Below are 19497 nucleotides of genomic sequence, written 5' to 3' on the forward strand. Positions count from 1 at the left end.
GGTGAAATATATTTATGACCCGTTCATTATTCAGGAAACCCGTTTTGCCTGCGCTGTGCTATCAAGACAAACTTCATCGAATAGAGGTCAGGTTGTTATGTGCTCAAAGCTTGTGTTGCCGCCTCGTCAGCCCATTAGCGGCCAGCCCGCGCCGGTGCTGATGACCTTGCCTCGCCCGGTGTACTTTCGCAGTTACCCTTTACGCGGCGATACGGGCGTGGACATGCATGAGCATCCGTTCGCGGAATTTCTCTATGCGCGCGAGGGAAGTATGCGGGTGGAAATTGAAGGGAAGACGCTGGTGGTGCCCGTGCTTTACGGCGTCTGGATCCCGGCGCGCGTGCCGCACCGTCTTCTTGCCGGCAGCGACGTATTGCTGGAAAGCCTGTATGTCGAGGCCGATTTTGCCACCATCCCCTTTAGCGGCAGTAAGGTGGTGGTGGTGAGTGATTTTGTGCGTGAGTATATTCACTACGCCACGCAAAACGTGCCGGAAAAGTATGACGACGCAGGCGATGACGCGCAGTTAGTGCAGGTGCTGATTTCGCTGCTCAGACGTTTACCCGATGCCGGGTTATCGGTCTCCTGGCCGGTATCGCCGTTGCTGACGAGAGTTTGCAGCCAGATCCAGAAAACCCCCGGCGACGCGCACAGTATTGAACAGTGGGCCTCCTGTAGCGGTATGTCGGTGCGCACGTTCTCGCGCCGTTTCAAAAAGGAGACCGGCGTGGCGTTCAGCGAATGGAAAAAACGGGTGCGTTTGCTGGAATCCGTGGTGATGCTAAAAAACAAACGCAGCGTGACGCAGGTGGCGCTGGAGCTTGGCTATTCAAGCCCGGCCTCGTTTACCTTTGCGTTTCGCGCCATGTTCGGCGTGCCGCCAACGCGCTATTAAACAGAGACTACCCGCGGCGCTTTTTCAGCCGCGCCGGGGCGCGCGTCATTCATACTGCCGCTCTTTACTAACTCCTGAAAAAAGCCGGCGTAGCCACCAGATAACCAGCGCCAGCAGGGCGATTGCCCCCAGCACGGCAAACGCCACGCTGTAGGAGTATTTCGCCGCAATTGTTCCCGCCATCGCCGGGCTGAATGCGGCTCCGGCACCCTGCAACAGCATGATAAAGCTCTGCCCGGCGTTGGTGTGCCCGCTGCCTTCCAGCAATTTAACGATATAACCGGGTACCGCCACGCCCAGCAGCCCTGCGGCCACGCCATCCAGTATCTGAACCGGGATCATAAAAAGCGGTCCTGCCGAGACGCAGGCAAGTGCCGCGCGCAGCGGCAGAACCAGCAACGCTGCGGTAATCAGCAGCGGGTAACCATATTTTCCCGCCCTGGCGGCGGCAAATAAGGCGACGGGGATCATCACCAGTTGCGAAATAATGACGGTCGCCGCCGCATATACACCGGCGCTCATTTCCCCGCCGGGCGCGGAGGCCACCCGCATGCTGAGCATCGGCAGCAGCGCCGCGTTAGCCAGGTGAAACAGCATCAGCGTCACGCCGGTCGCAATAAGGGCCGGGTGGGTGATAATCGCACTGAGGCGGGGGACGGCCGCCGGATCTTCGCCGTGACTGAGCCCCCGTGCGGCGCGGTTATCAATGTCGTTATTGCGAACAGCAAATACGGCGAACGTTGCGCATATCGCCATGCCGGTCATCAGAATAAAAACGGCATCGGTACCGAAATACCACACCAGAATGCCCGCCAGGATCGCGGCACTCATATTTCCGCCGTGGTTAAACGCCTCGTTCCTGCCCATCTGCCGGTTAAAGCCAGACGGGCCGGTTAAGCCAAGCGTAATACCCATTAATAGCGGCGCAATAAACGCGGCGGATATGCCGGTGACAAGTTGTGAAAAACCAACGACGAAAAGTGTCGGATACGCCCAGAGTAACAGCGTGGCGGCGGTGATCAGCAAGCAGCAGGCAACAAGAATGCCGCGTTTATGCCGGGTGGCGTCAGCGACCAGCCCGGAAGGCATGGTCGCCACCAGACCCGCCAGACCGCCGGCTGTCATCATCCAGCCAATGTTGTCGGCTTGCCAGTGATGCTCAGTGAGAAAGATCCCCAAAAAGGGGCCAAGGCCATCCCTGACATCCGCCATGAAAAAATTCACTAAACAGAGTGCCTGTAGCGAGCGTAACGGCATAGAACCCCTTTTTATGTGCATGCGCTGCGTTCCTGAAGTCCCGGTTTTCCGCATCCTGAAAGCGGGTTGTTATCCGCTTTCGGCGGCTGGCAGACAAAACAGATGCCGTATCGAACACCTGCGAGAAGGGATAATAATCGGCTTTCACGTCAATCGTGTGATACATAAATGTAACATTCTGTCGTGCTGGTGAAGGGGCGCAGGAAAGGCGGTCGACTGCAAACGTGTGGTGAGTCTGCATCTTCAAGGCGGCTGACGATGCAGACGATGTTTGATGTCTATGCCAGCAAAAGCACGCCTGGACAACAGCGACCATCAGCAGCGCCGTGCTTTGGGCGGCACTGCCGATATTTTGGCGTTTTTAGCTCGCGGATGGCGTGCCGGTCAAATGCGATCAACCACCGCTTAGATAGCGGAGTTAAGCCGCTCCACTAACAGGCTAATAAAGCAGACGGCCAGCAGCGGTGTATTGCCAGCCATTCACCGCTGCGGGTTACGTCAGTGCGTCGCTTTTGGGATATAGTAGAAACCTATCTTTTTATAACAGGTGGCACTGGCAATGGCTTTGATCCCAAAAAACTACGCGCGGCTGGAAAGCGGTTATCGTGAGAAAGCACTGAAAATCTATCCGTGGGTGTGCGGGCGCTGTTCCCGCGAGTTTGTCTATTCAAATCTGCGAGAATTAACGGTTCACCATATCGATCACGACCATACCAATAACCCGGAAGATGGCAGCAACTGGGAGCTGTTGTGTCTGTTTTGCCATGACCACGAACACTCGAAATATACGGAAGCCGATCAGTACGGCACTACCGTTGTGGCGGGGGAAGACGCGCAGAAAGATGTCGGGGCCGCGACGTATAACCCCTTTGCCGATTTAAAATCGATGCTGAATAAGAAAAAATAGCGCCAGCACCGTTCGCTCCTGCCCGCAAAAATCAGTGCCGGGCAGGTTGGCAACAAGCCGTCAGTCGTGGCGTTAAGTAAGCGTGCTAAACAGGTTTTGCCCGCAAGCTGGCAGGTAAGTACAGACAAGGATCCCAATGATTAACTTCAGCAAGCCTCTTCTGGCGCCGCCTCTTCAGGCCGGTGACACCATTGGTTTTTTCTCTTCATCAGCGCCGGTAACTACCACGGCACCCAATCGGTTTAGCCGTGGGAAACGCTTCCTGGAGGAGAAAGGGTTTCGTCTTCAAGCCGGTCGTCTGACCGGCAAGTCTGATTTCTATCGCTCTGGCACGATTGCGGAGCGAGCGCAGGAGTTCAACGAACTTATTCGCGATCCGCACATTCGCTGTGTGATGTCGACAATAGGGGGAAATAATAGTAACGCCTTGCTGCCTTTTATTGATTATGACGCCCTGAAAGCAGACCCCAAAATAATCATCGGTTATTCAGATACCACTGCGTTACTGGCGGGAATTTATGCGCGAACGGGATTAGTTACCTTTTATGGCCCGGCATTGGTTGCTTCATTTGGTGAATTTCCGCCGCTGGTGGATGCCACTTATCACGCGTTTATTGAAATACTTTGCGGACAGAATAACGGTCACTACGACTATGTTTTACCGGAAAAATGGACGGATGAACGGCTTAACTGGGATGATGCCGAGCCGGTACGCGCTAAAACACTGTATGCGAATAACTGCCGGTTTATCGGGCAGGGGGTACACACAGGGCGCGTTATTGGCGGTAACCTGAATACGTTATCGGGTATCTGGGGGAGTGAATGGATGCCTGAAATACGATCCGGTGACATTCTGTTCATTGAAGATAGCTTAAAAGATATTGCCACCGTTGAACGTTCATTCGTGATGCTGAAACTCAATGGCGTGTTTAAAAAAGTGCGGGCGATCCTTCTTGGTAAACATGAATTATTCGATAACGCCGGAAGCGGCCGGACGCCTTACGATGTATTACGAGAAGTTTTAGGTGACGAAAACGTTCCGATCGTGGATGGTTTTGATTGCTGCCACACGCATCCGATGCTGACCTTACCCCTTGGTTCAACGCTTACCCTTGATTTTGACAATCAGAAAGTATCCATCGTCGAACCCTGGCTGTCAGACAGGTAATAAGCCGCCACCGTTTATCATTTGGCCGCGAACAGTGCCCTCCTCATCAGGAGGGCACTTACTGGCAAGTCATAACCGTCAGAACGATTCCCAGTCAGCACTATGACCTGTCGACGTTGCGGGCTTCAGATCAACCTTGCGGTGAGGCGCCGCTACGCTTTTTTTCGGCTTAACGGTATCGGAACGCAGTTTGAACACCGAAACCAGTTGTGCAAGTTGCTCAGCCTGTTGTTCCAGTGATGATGATGCCGCAGACGACTCCTGAACCAGCGCGGCATTCTGCTGTGTCGTTGAATCCAGCTCGGTGACCGCCTTACCAATCTGATCGATACCTCTGCTCTGTTCTTCCGACGCACTGGAGATTTCGTTCATGATGCCACTCACATTGGTGACAGAAGAGACAATCTGCTCCATCGTCGTCCCGGCTTTATTGGCCATTTCTGAACCGGTCACCACACGTTGGACGGACTCTTTAATCAGACTTTCGATCTCTTTGGCGGCCTGAGCACTGCGCGATGCAAGGCTTCTTACTTCTCCCGCCACCACGGCAAAACCGCGCCCCTGTTCACCTGCGCGCGCCGCCTCAACGGCTGCGTTTAGTGCAAGGATATTGGTCTGGAAAGAGATGCCATTGATGACGCTGATAATATCGGTGATTTTGTTTGAGCTTTCGGTGATCGTCTCCATCGTGCTGACGACATCCCAGACAATTTTCCCACCGGAACGTGCATGTTCCGCCGCCAGCACCGCGAGCTGACTGGCTTCGCGCGCGTTGTCAGCATTACGCTTAACCGTTGAGGTCAACTCCTCCATGCTGGCCGCTGTTTCAACCACGGCGGCAGACTGCTGTTCTGTGCGGGAGGCCAGATCCGTATTGCCTGCTGAAATGTCCGAAGAGGCATTGGCAACATGAACCACCGACTCTTTTATCTGAGTGATCATTTCGCGAAGCTTGTCGTTCATCACGCCCATGGCCAGCGTCAGGCGACCCAGTTCATCTTTTGACTGAGGTTCAATGGTTGCGGTCAGGTCACCTTCGGCAATACGTTCTGCCAGCGTCAGATTGTGTTTTATCTGTCGCGTCATCTGGCGCGTAAGCAGCCAGGCGACCAGTAACCCCGTCAGTACGGCGCAAAGGGCAACCACGCCCATGATGATCATCACCCGCTGAATGATATCGATATTTTTCTGCGTCTGGCCTGTAACCAAATTCGAGGTAACGGTATTAATTTTTTCTGCCACGGCGGTCAATTCCGTCGCTGCCTTCTGCGACTCTTTTAATGCAGCCGCATATGCTGTGACGTGCCCCTGCAGGCCGCTGAGAAACGCCTGCGCCATCTCTTTGTCTTCAGCGCTAAACGCCGCATTTTCAGCGTTAAGCATTTTCGTTGCTTCATCGTACTGACGGGCAAAAATGTCCATTCCTTGCTTACCCGCCGATGACTGGATCTCATACGCCGTCGTCCAGATATTGTTGAGGTGGTTCAGTAGCGCTATCTCGTTTTTGGTGGTGGTTTCCTGCTGCTCAAGGCGGGTAGTGAATTGATTGAGCAGGGTTTTCATATCAGCTGATGTCAGATTCTGTGACTGCCCGACGGTCACTTTTTCCAGCTTAACAAACGTGTCCCGGTGAGTGGCGTAATCCGGGATAGTGCTGCGCAGTTCATCAAACAACACGCGAGCGTCATCGTCCCAGGTGTAGTCCAGGCCAGTAACTGCTTTCTGGTCCATTTTTTCAATGGCGACTTTGTTCGCCTCAAGGGATTTTTCATCGTGGTTTAATTGATACGTCAAACGGTTACGCCGCGCGGTATTTAGCTCCGTACTGATTTCATTGATTAATTTTCCTTTCAGGGCGTGGTCGCGGATATTGCTGGATTGCTGAATGCTGATAAGTGAAGACAGAACAATGATAATTATCAAAACCGCAAATCCGCCAAACAGCTTGGCAGCGACAGGCAGGTTTTTTATTGACGGTAACAGCTTTGGCATAGAGGTATCCTCAATAATAATTCTTAATATTCAAAAGACGGTTTCACTTTCACTTCTTATCAGATTGCAGGTGTCTTCACTTCTTAAGAGGACGCTGGAGACAGGACTTATCAAAATACTTATCGACAATTGCTGCACATTTTTTAATGGAAAAAAGAAAAAAATTGCAGGCGAAAAATATATTTTAAGTAAATGAAGCACATTGCATTATAGATAGCGAAAAAAGCCGTGTGCTTTTATTCGATCAGCATTGTAATCATGAGTCAGCAAAGGTTTTTATTGGCAGAGATAAAACTAAGAGGGAATATATTATATGTGCCGTCATTCATACTGACGGGCTTGCGAAATTACCGATTAGCCTGGTTTTAATTAGTGCTCTATGTTCTTTGGGGATAATGGCGAATTAAATGTGGGCGGGCTCTCAATATTTATTCATCTGGCAGGATATTTCTTAATGTCGCTTTTCTGGTTGTGCCAAACAGCGCTACGCCTGTCTGGCGGAGCCGCTTTTCGTTTTGCCGAAATGCGGGCAATAAAAAACCCGCACCAGGCGGGTTTTTTATTCTCAGTCGCGCTTAACTGCTCAGGCTGTTTGCCTTCATCGCTGTGGTAAGCACCGCTGATAAAGGGCAGGACTTACAGCGCGGTAACGTTACCAGCTGCAGGGCCTTTCGCGCCGCTTTCGATGGTGAAGGAGACTTTCTGACCTTCATCCAGGGTTTTGTAGCTGTCGCTCTGGATTGCAGAGAAGTGAACAAACACATCTTTGCTGCCGTCGTCCGGAGTGATAAAGCCAAAACCTTTATCAGAGTTGAACCATTTTACTAAACCAGTCATTTTATTAGACATTGATATTTCCTTAATTGATGAGCCACGAAGCGCGGCGATAATGGCCTGTGATTATAGAGTGACTTATTTGGCACTTAGGAGGAGGCTCACGAAGAAGGGTATCTTTGGATAACTCTTGAACTGAGGACTGCTTTACTAAAACTGCTTTCATAAGGTCTGTATTCCAAACCGATGACGCTATTATGACATAGCGAGTTCGATTTGGCAATGTTTATGTTTTTTTATTTTAACCACTTACACGCCCGGATGGCTGCATGGCTGTCTCTTTTGTTTGTCTTTAAGTACTTTCTTAAGCCTGTTATTTCGCAGAGTTTTTGCAAGGTTGCGTTGCCAATTCCCTTAGCGTACAAAACAAAGAGGCCACCGCAAGGTGGCCCCGGTCATCATTTTCTTGATTTACCTGCGTCCGAGCGTTTCTCACGAACCCTTCCGTTATTGTTGCGATCGCGAGGTTGTGTGCCACCACCAGGTTTAGGTACGACGACGTCTGGATTAAGTGGTCTTCTGTCAGCCATGTTTTCGTCCCCCAAGAATGGCAAAAGTGCCATCGACGGTGATACGCCGCGCTTGTTGACCTTGCAACACGGATCGGACTACATATTGAGCAGCATCAAATTTATCCTCGTATCAGCACAGGCAGCAGGACGGAAATCAGGCCATTAAACGAAGCAGAATCGACGCGGCTGCCATGGCAGACTTTTTCTCAGAACACAATGAGGAGATTTATGGATCTGACAACGCATTTTACAGCGGTTGACGGAGTCTTTTATCGCGCAGTTGATCCGGCTTACCGGCGCTTTGCATTAGCCGGCTCCAGAGCGCCAGGGCGCTATTCTGACAGCCATCAGCCAACGCTGTACCTGAGCTCATCGCCGGCAGGTGTAGAAGCAGCCATGCAATCCCACCGTAGCAACCGAAGCGCCAGCCTGGAAATAGTCAAAGTCAGGGTTATGGCAAAGAAAATTTTTGATCTCCGGAGTGCAGATGCCGTGCAGGCCGCGGGCATTAATCTTCAAGATGCGATTGCGCCATGGCAGGAAATGGTGAAAGAGGGCGGCGTTCCCGGCTCGTGGGGTGTGCGTAATCGGCTGGAATCACTCGGCTTTAATGGTTTAATTGACCCTTCGCGTAAAGCGCCCGGGCTCTGGCATCTGGTGCTTTTTGCCTGGAATGACAACAGCCAATGTCAGGTCAATATTATTGAATAGTACGAAGCTGATATAACGCACCGGATCGACACCACTACGGTCTGGCTACGATGCTGAGTACCATGCTGGAAGCCAAAAGCGTACATGGCGGGGGAAAGAAATGCCTGCCGCGACGCCGTTTCTGGCCATGACGTCGCGATGTTGTCCGGCAATTTTCCTCTCTTGCGAAACGCGTTCACATTCCCTTCTTGTTGGCGAGCTATTTTCCGTCGGGTGATGTTTTTTTAACCACAAACGCGGAGAACAGCATGAGAAGATTAACGAAGACAAGCCTGGCCACTGCCGTTATGGTGTGCACTTTTTCTGTTTTTGCTGCCCCGGAGGGCGATATAAAACCGCCGCCGTTACAAAGGGATAGCCCGTCCGTGCCGGGAGCCCTCGTGTATGGTGTCGTCCAGCAAACCACCACCCCGGTCGATACGTTGAACAATGTGGTTAAAAATCTGCCGGCGCTGGAAAACGGCAAGCGTTATGAAGTCCGGCTGGAAGTGAGGGAACTGGCACCGGCGCCACCCGTTCCCCCTGCACCCTAGTTAACCACGGTTCAGCCCCTTTCCGGGGCTTTAAACAAACACGTACCGGCTTGTGTCGGCCTGGTTATACGTCACGCTTTGGGGTCATTTATGGATCGCAAACTCCTGTCAAAAAATGCTGTCACCACAATAAAAAATACCGGCACAAAGAAAATGGCGAATACGGTGCCGCTGATCATGCCCCCGAAAACCCCAATACCGATGGCATTCTGCGTGCTGGCGCTGGCACCACTGGCGAGCATCAGAGGAACAACGCCCAGCGTGAAGGCTAACGAGGTCATCAAAATCGGGCGCAGCCGTTGTCGGGACGCCACAAATGTTGCCTCCAGGGTGCTCATGCCCTGGTGGCGTAGCTGCCGGGCAAATTCGACAATCAAAATGGCGTTTTTGGCTGAAAGACCAATCAGGGTAATTAAGCCCACTTTGAAAAAGACATCGTTGGTCATACTGGTAGCGCTGACAGCAATAAGCGCGCCGATAAGACCCAACGGCACGGCCAGCATCACGGAAACGGGAATTGACCAGCTTTCAAACAGTGCCGCCAGCACCAGAAATACCACCAGCACAGACAGGAGGATTAACCCTGGCAACTGGGACGCCGAGGCTTTCTCCTGCAACGAACTGCCCGCCCACTCGCCGGTAAACCCTGGCGGTAATGCCTTTGCCAGCTGCTCCATGGTTTTCATCGCTTCACCACTGGCGTGGCCCGAAGCGGCGCTGCCGGTAATGCGAATGGCCGGGTATCCTTGATAACGATTGAGTTGCTGCGGGGCCTGGTGCCAGGACGAGGTGACAAAAGCTGAAAGTGGCACCATTTCCCCGAGCCGGTTTTTTACGGATATTTTTAACAGCGTTTCAGGCTGCATTCGGTAGGCCGCATCGGCCTGCACAATGACCTGCTGGACACGGCCAGCATTGGTGTAGTCATTGACATAGTTTGAACCCGAGGTGACAGAAATAGCCTGATTGATCTCCTCAAACGATACGCCTAACGCTTGCGCTTTTTCCCGATCAATGTTCAGGGAAATAGACGCCCCCTCGGGTAATCCATCGATATAGACATCCGTAAGATTCGCATGCCTGTTTGCCTGTAAAACCAGCCTGTCTGCGGCCTGTTTCAGCGCCTCGTAGCCTTTGCCCGCTCTGTCTTCAACATAAAAGGTGAACCCGGAAGAGGTGCCCATATCAGCGATAGCGGGCGGCAGCAGGCTCATGGTTACCGCGTCGGGCACGGATTGCATTTTTGCCTGAATGAGATCGGCTTCATCCTGGGCTGCGATGCCCTTGCGCGAGGACCACGCTTTTAAGGTCGTAAAAGCCAGCGCGGAGTTTTGCCCCGAGCCTGAAAAACCGAAACCGAGGATCATAATATTGCTATCAACGGCTTGCCGTGCCGCTACCTCATCTTCATAGCGTTTCACCACCGCGAGCGTGCGCTGCATCGTGGCCTCGGAGGGAAGCTGGATGGAGGACATAAAATAGCCCTGATCCTCTTCGGGCAAAAAAGAGGATGGCAGCGTGATTAACCCCATCACCAAGGCTGCGCACAGCGCGACATAAAGCAGCATCATTCGCCCGGCGCGCTTTACTACATACCCCAGTCCCGCGGTATAACGGGAAGAGAGCATCTGAAAATAACGGTTAAACCCGGCGGCAAATCTTCCCGCTGAAGTCGCATTTTTCTGATGCGGCTTCAGCAGGGTGGCACAGAGCGCAGGCGTCAGCGTTAAAGCTAAAAAAGCGGAGAACAGGATCGATACCGCCATCGAAACCGTGAACTGGCGGTAAATCACCCCGACCGAACCGCTGGCAAAGGCCATCGGGATAAACACGGCGGTGAGCACCAGCGTAATGCCAATAATCGCCGGTGTGATTTCCCGCATCGCTTCGCGGGTCGCCTCGCGCGCCGGGAGGCCTTTTTCTGCCATCAGTCGCTCAACGTTCTCGACGACGACAATCGCATCATCGACGATGATGCCAATGGCTAACACCATGCCAAACATGGTCAGAATATTGATGGAATAGCCGCTTAGCAGCATCACGGTGAATGTCCCGAGCAGCGCCACCGGAACAACAATGGCCGGGATGAGCGTGCAACGGATGTTGTGCAAAAAGATCAGCATCACCAGAAAAACCAGCACCATCGCTTCGGCTAACGTTTGTACCACTTTGATGATCGACGCTTTGACAAAAGGGGCGGTGTCGAACGGAACGGTAAACGCCATGCCCTGCGGCAGCGCGGTGCTCAGTTCGGCCAGTCGCTGATGAATCCCTGCGGCAGTGCTGATGGCATTCGCGCCTGGTGAAAGCTGAATCGCTGCTGCCGTTGCCGGAACGCCATTTTCCCGGATGCCATAGGTATAACTCTGTAACCCAGACTCCACGCGTGCGATATCGCCAAGCGTCAGACGCGCGCCGTCCGTGGTCGCTTTGAGGGTGATATTTTTAAATTCCGCAACAGAGGTGAGTTGCCCCTTCACGGTTAACGGATAAGTGACGTCCTGGCCCGGCAGCGCCGGTTCGTCTCCCGATCTGCCGGGTGAAACCAGCACATTCTGTTGGCTCACCGCGCTGATGACGTCACTGGCTGAAAGCTGGTAATGGTGCATTTTTACCGGGTCAAGCCAGATGCGCATGGCTTTTTCACCGCCGAACAACTGAACCTTGCCCACGCCCGGCACGCGACGAAGTGCATCGCTGATGTTTCTGGCGAAATAATCACTCAGATCCGCCTCCTGATAGCCACCCGTTTCGGATTTCAGTCCGACCATCAGCAGAAAACCAGACTCGGCTGCTTCAACGCTGACACCGTTTTGTCTCACTGCCTGCGGTAGGCGTGGCTCCACGGTTTTTACCTTATTTTGCACATCCATCTGCGCGAGTTTGCTGTCCGTTCCCGGTTTAAACGTCACCGTGATAGACGCCATTCCGGTGGTATCGCTGGTGGACTCGAAATAGAGCAAATTGTCGACACCGGTGATCTCTCGCTCGATAAGTGAAACCACCGAGCTATTCATCATGTCAGGCGATGCGCCAGGAAAACTGACCGAAATAATAATACTCGGCGGCGCGACCGACGGATATTGTGCGACCGGAAGATGCGGGATGGATAAACACCCACTCAATATAATGAACAGTGCAACAACCCAGGCAAAAACAGGCCGGTCAATAAAAAACTGTGGCATGAAATCAATTCCGAACAATTAAGGCGAGATGAGTAAACTCAAGGTTTTTGCTGCGGTGATAATGTCCCGGTATCGACATCATCCGTCTTGACGCGTTGACCAATGTCTTTAAGTTGTGAAAACTTCTCCAGCAGTTGCGGAGCATCATCAAGGCTGGTGGCAAACATCCACATATACGTCATTACCGAATAAATATGCCCGGCGTTCACCCCCTGGGTTGAGGTCATTAATATAATGGTCAGGGTAAAGAGCAGGGCGATCAGCACGCCGATCGCCAGGTATCCCAGCGCTTCACGATCGGAAAGTCTGATTCGCAAGCGGGCAAGGGAGGAATAATGGCGGTTAAGCGAGAGCGTGGTGGCTTTATGCACATAGTCCACCTCCTTCTCCAGTCGGTTATTCAGCCGGTTAAACAGCAACTCATTTTTACGGGTATAGCCTTTAAGAAAGCACGACAGAATAATGACAATAACCACACACATCACCCCGGCGTGAAACTCAATGATGAGCAGCATAATGGCCGCGCCAAAAAGGGAAATAATCGAGGTCATCAGCATCGGCAGATGCATCTCAAAGAAATCAACAAATTCACGGGCTAACACCACCCGTGCGGCGATGGTTGAGTGATTAAGCTGATATTTACGCTGCGCAATAATAACCGATACGGCAAGACCGGCATAAATGCGTGCAAATGTGCGCGTATCGATGCTGCGACGGGTTGCACCGAGGATCCAGATAAAGAGGATCATCAGCCCATACAGCGCGGCTGTAAGGGCATTCCCCGCCAGAATCGCGTTGATAGCGATGCCCGCCAGCACGGGATATAACAAATAGGTCACGTTTTCCGCAATCACCAGCAAAAAAGTCACCGAGAGCTTTTTCCCGTTTTTTACGGCCAGATGTTTTAATGTCCTTTTTACATTTTCAGTGGAGGACGGTGGGTGTTTATTTATCGACGTCATTATAAAAATTATCTACCCAGTATGGATGAACAATCCTGGCTTACCTTTATGCTTAATCACCCCTGCGCTTTCATTGCGAGCCGATTAACATATGCGCCAGAATTACAGTGCATTGATGCAATGTATCGTTTTGATGTTTACGCAGAATGGCCGCTTTATGGAGGCTATATGGAGGCGGCTAGTTTATCTGCGATATAAAGATGCCAGAATTTTCTCGCTACCTGTCACCACGCTTATCGCCAAAAATCGTTGCTTCGCATTCAATAAGATTCAGAGGATCCGCAATAAAAGGTACATCGGCGTAACGCCGAGGAAAATAATCAAAAAACACTCATAATAAAAACTAAAATCATAAATATCAGGAAACCTCAGTAACAGAATATTAAAGATGAGAATAAGGTGAAGAAATATGATGACCAAAACGAAGGTGACAAGCGCCAGCTCTTTCAGTACGCCCGCTTTTTCCTGTAGCAAAAACAATAAAAGTGAAATGCTTAACGCCGAATAGATAAACGGCGATGAAAGCAGCGTCGCACCTACTTTTTCCTCAACGTTGTGCATCAAAATAAGCCATATATAGAACATTCCCCATAACCATATCGAAAATATCATCAATGAACTGATTTTTTCAGCGGTGAGCTTCCGTAAGTACTTCATTGATATATCTACTCCGAAAGATAGCGTTACCGGTAATGAAATAAGATGTTTTTACCGTGTTTATTTATGTCATCGTTTTCCAGTAACACGTTATTTTCTATGCCTTAGTTTCTATTGTTATCCAGGACTGTGGAAAATTGATTACCCGAATGTGGAGCGAGTGTGTACGTCTGCCTGGTAAATATTCACTTGCGGATGTTGCCGTCAGACATTGAGAAAAAAATGAGACGTCAGCGGGTTTACCTGGATGCAACTTTCGCCGCACAAGCGGGTCTCATGTTCGCTGATGACCTGCGCGTTATTGCCTGGCTTCAGAAACAGCTTAGAAAAACGGCATTTGCATCGGTGCATTAACCGCAGCGAAAACATCGGTGTATGCTTTGCGCAAGCCAGGTCACAGAATGCCTGCAATATCAGTGGTGGGGGGAGAAATCATGAACGACAACTATCTTATTCTTGTTGCTGAAGATGATGATGAAATAGCGGATATTCTGACCAGTTATATTCAGCGTTCGGGGATGCGCACCCTGCGCGCGGCAGACGGCGAGCAGGCAATAGATACCTGTCGTCTGAAAAAGCCCGATTTGGTATTACTGGATATTCAGTTGCCGGTGTTTGATGGCTGGACTGTCCTTTCCACACTGCGAAAAGAGAGCAATATTCCGGTCATCATGGTTACGGCACTGGATCAGGATATCGACAAACTGATGGGGCTGCGGCTTGGCGCGGATGATTATGTCGTTAAACCTTTCAATCCCACTGAGGTGGTCGCACGTATCGAAGCTGTGCTGCGCAGGGCAAAGGCCAGCCACGAACAACTCCACAACAAGCCTATCCGCACCCCCTTTTTAACGGTGTATCCGCAAGATTTTTATGTGGAGATCAATGGTTGCGGCGAGGTTATCTCTCCCTTACTGACAACGACTGAATTCAAACTGCTGGCCTATCTGGCGCGTAACCCGCGCAAAGTCTGCTCGCGCGAAGAGTTGCTCAATGCCTGCCTGCCGGAAGGTGATACCCTGGATCGCACGGTGGACAGCCATATGAGCAAGCTACGCAAAAAGCTGGAAAACTGCGGGTTAAAAGGGGTTCCGGAAAGTATTCGCGGCATGGGTTACCGGTTAGGTGAAAACAAATGAACAAAGGCCATCCGTTAAGCCGCCAGGTTCTGGCGTTTATGATTTCGCTGACGCTGACGGTTATTGCTGTCTCGGTTATCGGCTCCTACCTGTTTTATACCTTTATCATTTATTACATTCCCGGCGGGGCAATGGCCGGGAATGAGGATCAGATGACCTATCTGGACTGGTTATGGATCCTGATTGCCTCCGCGATAAGTTTATCCATCTCGCTTTTTTTTACGGTAAAACTGTCGGCAAGAATATTGACCCCGTTAAGCTCCGTTGCGACCAGCCTGCGCAGGATAGCCCAGGGCGATCTGGGCGCGCGGGCATTTTGCGCCAGTTCCCATCTGGGTGAGCTTAATCATCTGGTTAATGACTTCAATGAGATGGCGGAAAAACTACAAACAATGGATGCGCAGCGCAGATCCTGGAATGCCGCCATCGCCCATGAACTGCGCACGCCGGTTACCATTCTGCGGGGCCGTTTACAGGGGCTGGTGGATGGCGTATTCGAGCCAAATCCAACCTTGTTTAACAATCTGCTTAAGCAAACCGAGGGGTTATCCAGCCTGATAGAAGATCTGCGGGTGGTGAGTTCATCCGGCGGGGCCGAATTTACGTTAACGCTCGCGGAAGTGGATTTGCAGGAGATCATTCAGAGCGCGGTGGATTCCTTTGCGCTGGAGTTTAAACGTAGCCATTTTACCGTCGCGACCGAATTACACCCCCAGCAATGCCAGTGCGATCCGCTGCGAATCATTCAGTGTCTGACTGTCCTTTTCGATAACGCGATAAAATATGCCACCTCTAAAAGCATGGTGATCCGCCACGGCGCGAATGAACACGAGAACTTTATTCTTATTGAAGATGGGGGGCCGGGGATCCCGGAGGCGTTTCATAAATTTATGTTTCACCCCTTTCAGCGCGGCGCCAGCGCAAGGGATACCAATCCGGGAGGCTGTGGGCTGGGGTTGTCAGTGCTGAAAGCCATCATGCTTGCCCATCAGGGCGACGTTACCTACACGTTAACCGATCAGGGCCATTCCATTTTTCGCCTCGCATGGCCCCTACGGAAACAACCGTGATTACGCTTTCAGTGTCTGCAACTGCGGGTTGGTTTGTCTCGCGGCCATATTCCACATCTCACCCAGCCGGGTATCCCACTCTGGCGGTGAGATTTGTAACTTGCCGCGCCGGGGGCTGAGGGTGATTTCACTGAAATAAATAACATCACGCTGCAGCATAAGATCAATTCGGCAATAATCGATCCCGGTTGACAGCTCCTGCGCAGCGGTTATTGCCTTATACAATAATTCCGGTTCAGGTATCGCCCCGGGGGTATTGGGATATTCCATCTGAAAGGGCTGCAACTGCCAGCAGCGATTGTAGACATTAATAAAACCGTGACCGGCATCATCGGTAAAGTCTGCTTCGATAAAACCCGCGATGCCGTGAAAACAGTGTATTCTCAGCATTTCTGGCGTGCGGCTTTTGTCTCTTTCGGAAAATAAATCAATGTATTTTTCGCACAATATAACCGGTTTGATGTTTTTATACTGCCATTCCCGGGTGGTGTAATACATATTTTTGCGCAGGGCAAAATCCAGCTTCTGCAGCGCGCGCGCAATATTGAGTTTATCCTTATCGGTGCATATTACTGCGCTACCACTGTCGTGATTACACTTCAGCACAAACTTGTCCGGTAACTGGCTGAAATCGATGCTTTGCACGTTGTCATAGACGCAAAGCAAGGTGGGTAATTGTACTTTCTGCGTACGCGTAGCAACGTAATCGCGCACCGCCAGTTTATCTGCCAGCCGCGTATAGAGCGGGTTATGGTCATGCATCATTCGGTAGCATATTTTTTCGCTCAGCGTCACCGGATTAACCAGATCGGGGGTTCTGCCCGTGAGTCTTTTTAATCTCTTGCTATGAAACTGGTGATCCTGAACCATACCGGTTAAAAGTTTTCGACCCAGATACTCGGTGTATTTCATGAAATAATTAAATCTGTTCATTTTTCCTCCTGCGGACAGTACACATTCTGCAGAGGATTTATTGATTTATATTGCCGCTAATATGGAGTGACGATGGAGTGGCAACAGGTAAAACATCCTTAAACGAGTTGGCTAAGTTCTGCTTGGCAGAAGGGAACGGGCAATATCTTCTTTAAGTTAAATCTCAACACAGATACCGGCGTGTGACCGCGAAATATGGGGCGGGAGTAAGGAAAGAGAAACGCGAATTATCTTTGCAGAAAGGTACAGGGCTTGAAGATAAAAGGGTCTTTCTTACCGGCTTAACAAATTGTGCAGAAAACAGGTTCAGAATTCACTTAAGCCAGATATATTACCTGTCGGGCCACCTTTTCTATGAGGGAGTGAGAAATGACGGATTACAGTTTTTATCAAAAAGGTAAGCAAATCCTTGTGCTGAAAAGTTCGCAAAGGGATGCCGCTTGACAACTGGTGGCGCAGGGCTTCGAAAAACAGTTTGAAGAGATCAGCGCGAGCAGTGAAAAAAACGCGCTTGCCCGCTTTGCGGATATTCGCCGTGATAACCAAATCGATCGCGAAAACTTCCTCGCCGGCGCAGGACCGATGCCGCTTATCGGTGGATTGACGGCCATTGTCACCTCTCTTGTGCGCAAAAAAGAGCAGTGATCAAAACGTAGGCGGTTACGTTAATGGATGGGAAATACGGCGGCACAATGCCCGCCCTGAACGCGAGTTGCCGCGAAGTTACGCCGATAATACGCCGATAAAAGGTCCAGCATGACGAAAATTGATGAACTAAAAAACGCCTATCCCGGCGCACAGGCATGGTCATTCGGCGATAACGCGGAGATGGCAAACGCGCTTGCACGCTTAGTGGTGAGTGGCAGAAAAACGGCCTCCTGCTGCTCGCTTGCTTCCTACCTCGCTGAAGAGTCGGCAGCCAAAATCGGCAGTTATCATATTATTCTCGACGGGCAACATTCCCCGGTTTGCGTCATCAGAATGCTAGCGCTGCGCCTGGTACGCTTTTGCGATGTGACGGAAGAGTTTGCCAGAAAAGAGGGCGAGGGCGATTTAAGCCTTGAATACTGGCGCGAAGAGCACAAAGCCTTTTTTACCCGCGCGGGATTTTTCTCTGAACAGATGGAGCTTGTCGCGGAAGAGTTCGCGGTGGTTGAGGTTCTCTAAACCGTGGATTGACGGTCGATCCGCATTTCCTAATACTCCCGAGGTGAAACGCGACGGGCGCGTTTCACCTGTTTCACCTTCAAAACCCGCACCGCTGCAACAGGTCGAAAAGCTCGCCATACAGAAACTCAGCGTGATGTTCACAGAACGTCCTCTCTTTCTTAACCCTGTTCAAAATTGGTTAAAAGTCGCTGATTTACGCAACATATATCGCAAAACGCACAGAAACAGGTTTTTAAAAATCCGCTCACTACGCAAACTTTTGCTGCCAGCCTTCGCGGGTAACATTGATCGGGCGGGCTGGCGTTCAGGTTGAAGCGTGGTGGGAATGCGCTAACACGTTCTGCCTTAACGAAAAAAACAATGAGGGAGTGGAATATGAAAACACACATTACCTGGCTGGCGCTTACCGTCAGCGCGCTTGTTACGGGCGCGACGCTTCCTGCCGTGGCCGCGCCATTACCGGCGACGCCGGATTTATCTGTGCCGGTAAGCCAGTATGTAACCCAGGTTAACGCCGATAAAAGTATTACCTTCCGCCTTTTCGCACCGGGCGCAAAGCGGGTATCGGTGGTGACCGGTTCAACCCCGGAGAGCGTTGTTTCACACGACATGCAAAAAGATGAGCACGGCATATGGTCGTGGAAAAGCGCCCCACTGGCACCGAACCTTTACGAATATTACTTTGATGTCGATGGTTTTCGTTCGGTGGATACAGGAAGCCGGTTTCAGAAACCGCAGCGCCAGGTCAATACCAGCCTGATTCTGGTGCCGGGCAGTATTCTGGACGATCGCGCTGTGCCCCATGGCGATCTGTTGACGGTGACCTACCACGCGAAAGAACTGCGTTCAGAGCGTCGCATGTATATCTGGACGCCGCCGGGTTACAACGGTAAAGGCGAGCCTCTGCCGGTGCTCTATTTCTACCATGGTTTTGGCGATACCGGCCTTTCCGCCATTGATCAGGGGCGGTTGCCGCAGATAATGGACAACCTGCTGGCCGAAGGGAAAATCAAACCCATGCTGGTGGTGGTGCCGGATACCGAAACGGATATCGTGCAGGCGATCCCGGAAAATTTCCCGCCGAAAGAGCGGCGCAAAACCTTCTATCCGCTTAATGCCAAAGCGGCAGATCGCGAACTGATGCATGACATTATTCCGCTGGTCGATGCCCGCTTTAATGTGCGCAAGGATGCTGGCGGACGTGCGCTGGCCGGGCTCTCACAAGGGGGCTTTCAGGCACTGGTTTCCGGGATGAACCATCTGGACAGCTTTGGCTGGCTGGCGACATTCAGTGGTGTCACCACCGCCACCGTCCCGGATGCGGGCGTGACAGCGCAGCTCAATAAGCCGCAGGAAGTGAATAAGCAGTTGCATAACTTCACGGTGGTGGTGGGCGAAAAAGATACCGTCACCGGGAAGGATATTGCCGGGCTTAAAAAAGAACTGGAGCAAAAGGGCATCACGTTTAGCTATAAAGCGTATCCCGGTCTGGGGCATGAAATGGATGTCTGGCGTCCCGCCTATGCTGAGTTTGTGCAGAAACTGTTTAAATAAGGCGTTGCCGTATCGTCC

The 19497-nt window shown here is 51.4% G+C and carries 16 protein-coding genes and 1 pseudogene; 10 read left to right on the forward strand and 7 right to left on the reverse strand.

What is annotated here, in order from left to right:
* The first annotated feature begins 97 nt into the window (after nt 1–97).
* Nucleotides 98–895 carry a helix-turn-helix transcriptional regulator gene (locus tag AAIG26_RS01180; RefSeq protein WP_016495749.1) on the forward strand — a complete coding sequence of 266 codons (798 nt, stop codon included), beginning with the start codon at nt 98–100 and terminating at the stop codon, nt 893–895.
* Nucleotides 896–940: 45 nt separating this feature from the next.
* Here the strand turns inward: AAIG26_RS01180 and AAIG26_RS01185 are convergent, their stop codons facing one another.
* Nucleotides 941–2152, reverse strand: coding sequence for an MFS transporter (locus tag AAIG26_RS01185; protein ID WP_343180301.1), 1212 nt, complete (start codon nt 2150–2152; stop codon nt 941–943).
* Between the two features lie 559 nt (nt 2153–2711).
* Here AAIG26_RS01185 and yajD point away from each other — a divergent pair.
* Nucleotides 2712–3059, forward strand: a complete 348-nt coding sequence (gene yajD, locus AAIG26_RS01190; protein ID WP_013365700.1) for an HNH nuclease YajD — start codon at nt 2712–2714, stop codon at nt 3057–3059.
* A gap of 136 nt (nt 3060–3195) precedes the next feature.
* Entirely contained in the window at nt 3196–4227 is a 1032-nt protein-coding gene (locus AAIG26_RS01195) for a S66 peptidase family protein (RefSeq protein WP_160269866.1), read from the forward strand.
* A 78-nt stretch (nt 4228–4305) separates the two neighbouring features.
* Here AAIG26_RS01195 and AAIG26_RS01200 read toward each other — a convergent pair whose 3' ends face one another.
* Together AAIG26_RS01200 and cspA are read right to left on the reverse strand one after the other, a co-directional pair.
* On the reverse strand, nt 4306–6219 hold the full coding sequence (locus AAIG26_RS01200) for a methyl-accepting chemotaxis protein (RefSeq protein WP_343179418.1): 1914 nt from the start codon (nt 6217–6219) through the stop codon (nt 4306–4308).
* A 636-nt stretch (nt 6220–6855) separates the two neighbouring features.
* Entirely contained in the window at nt 6856–7068 is a 213-nt protein-coding gene (gene cspA / locus AAIG26_RS01205) for an RNA chaperone/antiterminator CspA (RefSeq protein WP_016495754.1), read from the reverse strand.
* Nucleotides 7069–7793: 725 nt separating this feature from the next.
* On the opposite strand from cspA, the gene AAIG26_RS01210 reads away from it, so the two are divergent.
* Complete coding sequence (locus AAIG26_RS01210; protein WP_343179420.1) at nt 7794–8276, forward strand: RES domain-containing protein; 483 nt, start codon at nt 7794–7796, stop codon at nt 8274–8276.
* 380 nt (nt 8277–8656) lie between these two features.
* Nucleotides 8657–8809: a hypothetical protein gene (locus AAIG26_RS01215; RefSeq protein ID WP_343179421.1), complete on the forward strand. Its 153-nt coding sequence runs from the start codon at nt 8657–8659 to the stop codon at nt 8807–8809.
* Nucleotides 8810–8880: 71 nt separating this feature from the next.
* Here AAIG26_RS01215 and AAIG26_RS01220 read toward each other — a convergent pair whose 3' ends face one another.
* The 3 genes from AAIG26_RS01220 to AAIG26_RS01230 all read right to left on the reverse strand — a co-directional run bounded on the left by AAIG26_RS01220 (nt 8881) and on the right by AAIG26_RS01230 (nt 13613).
* The gene (locus AAIG26_RS01220; protein WP_343179422.1) at nt 8881–11994 is read right to left on the reverse strand and encodes a multidrug efflux RND transporter permease subunit; all 3114 of its coding nucleotides are present in this window, start codon (nt 11992–11994) and stop codon (nt 8881–8883) included.
* 38 nt (nt 11995–12032) lie between these two features.
* A complete protein-coding gene (locus AAIG26_RS01225) occupies nt 12033–12956 on the reverse strand; it encodes an ABC transporter six-transmembrane domain-containing protein (protein ID WP_016495758.1) in 924 nt (307 codons plus the stop codon).
* A gap of 270 nt (nt 12957–13226) precedes the next feature.
* Nucleotides 13227–13613 carry a transporter gene (locus tag AAIG26_RS01230; protein WP_343179423.1) on the reverse strand — a complete coding sequence of 129 codons (387 nt, stop codon included), beginning with the start codon at nt 13611–13613 and terminating at the stop codon, nt 13227–13229.
* 434 nt (nt 13614–14047) lie between these two features.
* Here AAIG26_RS01230 and AAIG26_RS01235 point away from each other — a divergent pair, with 434 nt between their 5' ends.
* Nucleotides 14048–14752: a response regulator gene (locus tag AAIG26_RS01235; RefSeq protein ID WP_016495761.1), complete on the forward strand. Its 705-nt coding sequence runs from the start codon at nt 14048–14050 to the stop codon at nt 14750–14752.
* On the forward strand, nt 14749–15822 hold the full coding sequence (locus AAIG26_RS01240; RefSeq protein WP_343179424.1) for an ATP-binding protein: 1074 nt from the start codon (nt 14749–14751) through the stop codon (nt 15820–15822). The genes AAIG26_RS01235 and AAIG26_RS01240 overlap by 4 nt, the downstream gene beginning before the upstream one ends.
* Here AAIG26_RS01240 and AAIG26_RS01245 read toward each other — a convergent pair whose 3' ends face one another.
* Nucleotides 15823–16755, reverse strand: a complete 933-nt coding sequence (locus AAIG26_RS01245; RefSeq protein WP_343179425.1) for an ATP-grasp fold amidoligase family protein — start codon at nt 16753–16755, stop codon at nt 15823–15825. It lies immediately after the preceding gene.
* 369 nt (nt 16756–17124) lie between these two features.
* Here AAIG26_RS01245 and AAIG26_RS01250 point away from each other — a divergent pair.
* The 3 genes and pseudogenes from AAIG26_RS01250 to AAIG26_RS01260 all read left to right on the forward strand — a co-directional run bounded on the left by AAIG26_RS01250 (nt 17125) and on the right by AAIG26_RS01260 (nt 19479).
* Nucleotides 17125–17400: pseudogene (locus AAIG26_RS01250) on the forward strand (hypothetical protein).
* 111 nt (nt 17401–17511) lie between these two features.
* On the forward strand, nt 17512–17922 hold the full coding sequence (locus AAIG26_RS01255; protein WP_343179427.1) for an ASCH domain-containing protein: 411 nt from the start codon (nt 17512–17514) through the stop codon (nt 17920–17922).
* A gap of 378 nt (nt 17923–18300) precedes the next feature.
* Nucleotides 18301–19479 carry an alpha/beta hydrolase-fold protein gene (locus AAIG26_RS01260; protein WP_343179429.1) on the forward strand — a complete coding sequence of 393 codons (1179 nt, stop codon included), beginning with the start codon at nt 18301–18303 and terminating at the stop codon, nt 19477–19479.
* Nucleotides 19480–19497 lie beyond the last annotated feature (18 nt).

Origin of the sequence: Kosakonia sp. PSU_27, from assembly GCF_039409795.1 — a bacterium.
Lineage (GTDB): Bacteria > Pseudomonadota > Gammaproteobacteria > Enterobacterales > Enterobacteriaceae > Kosakonia.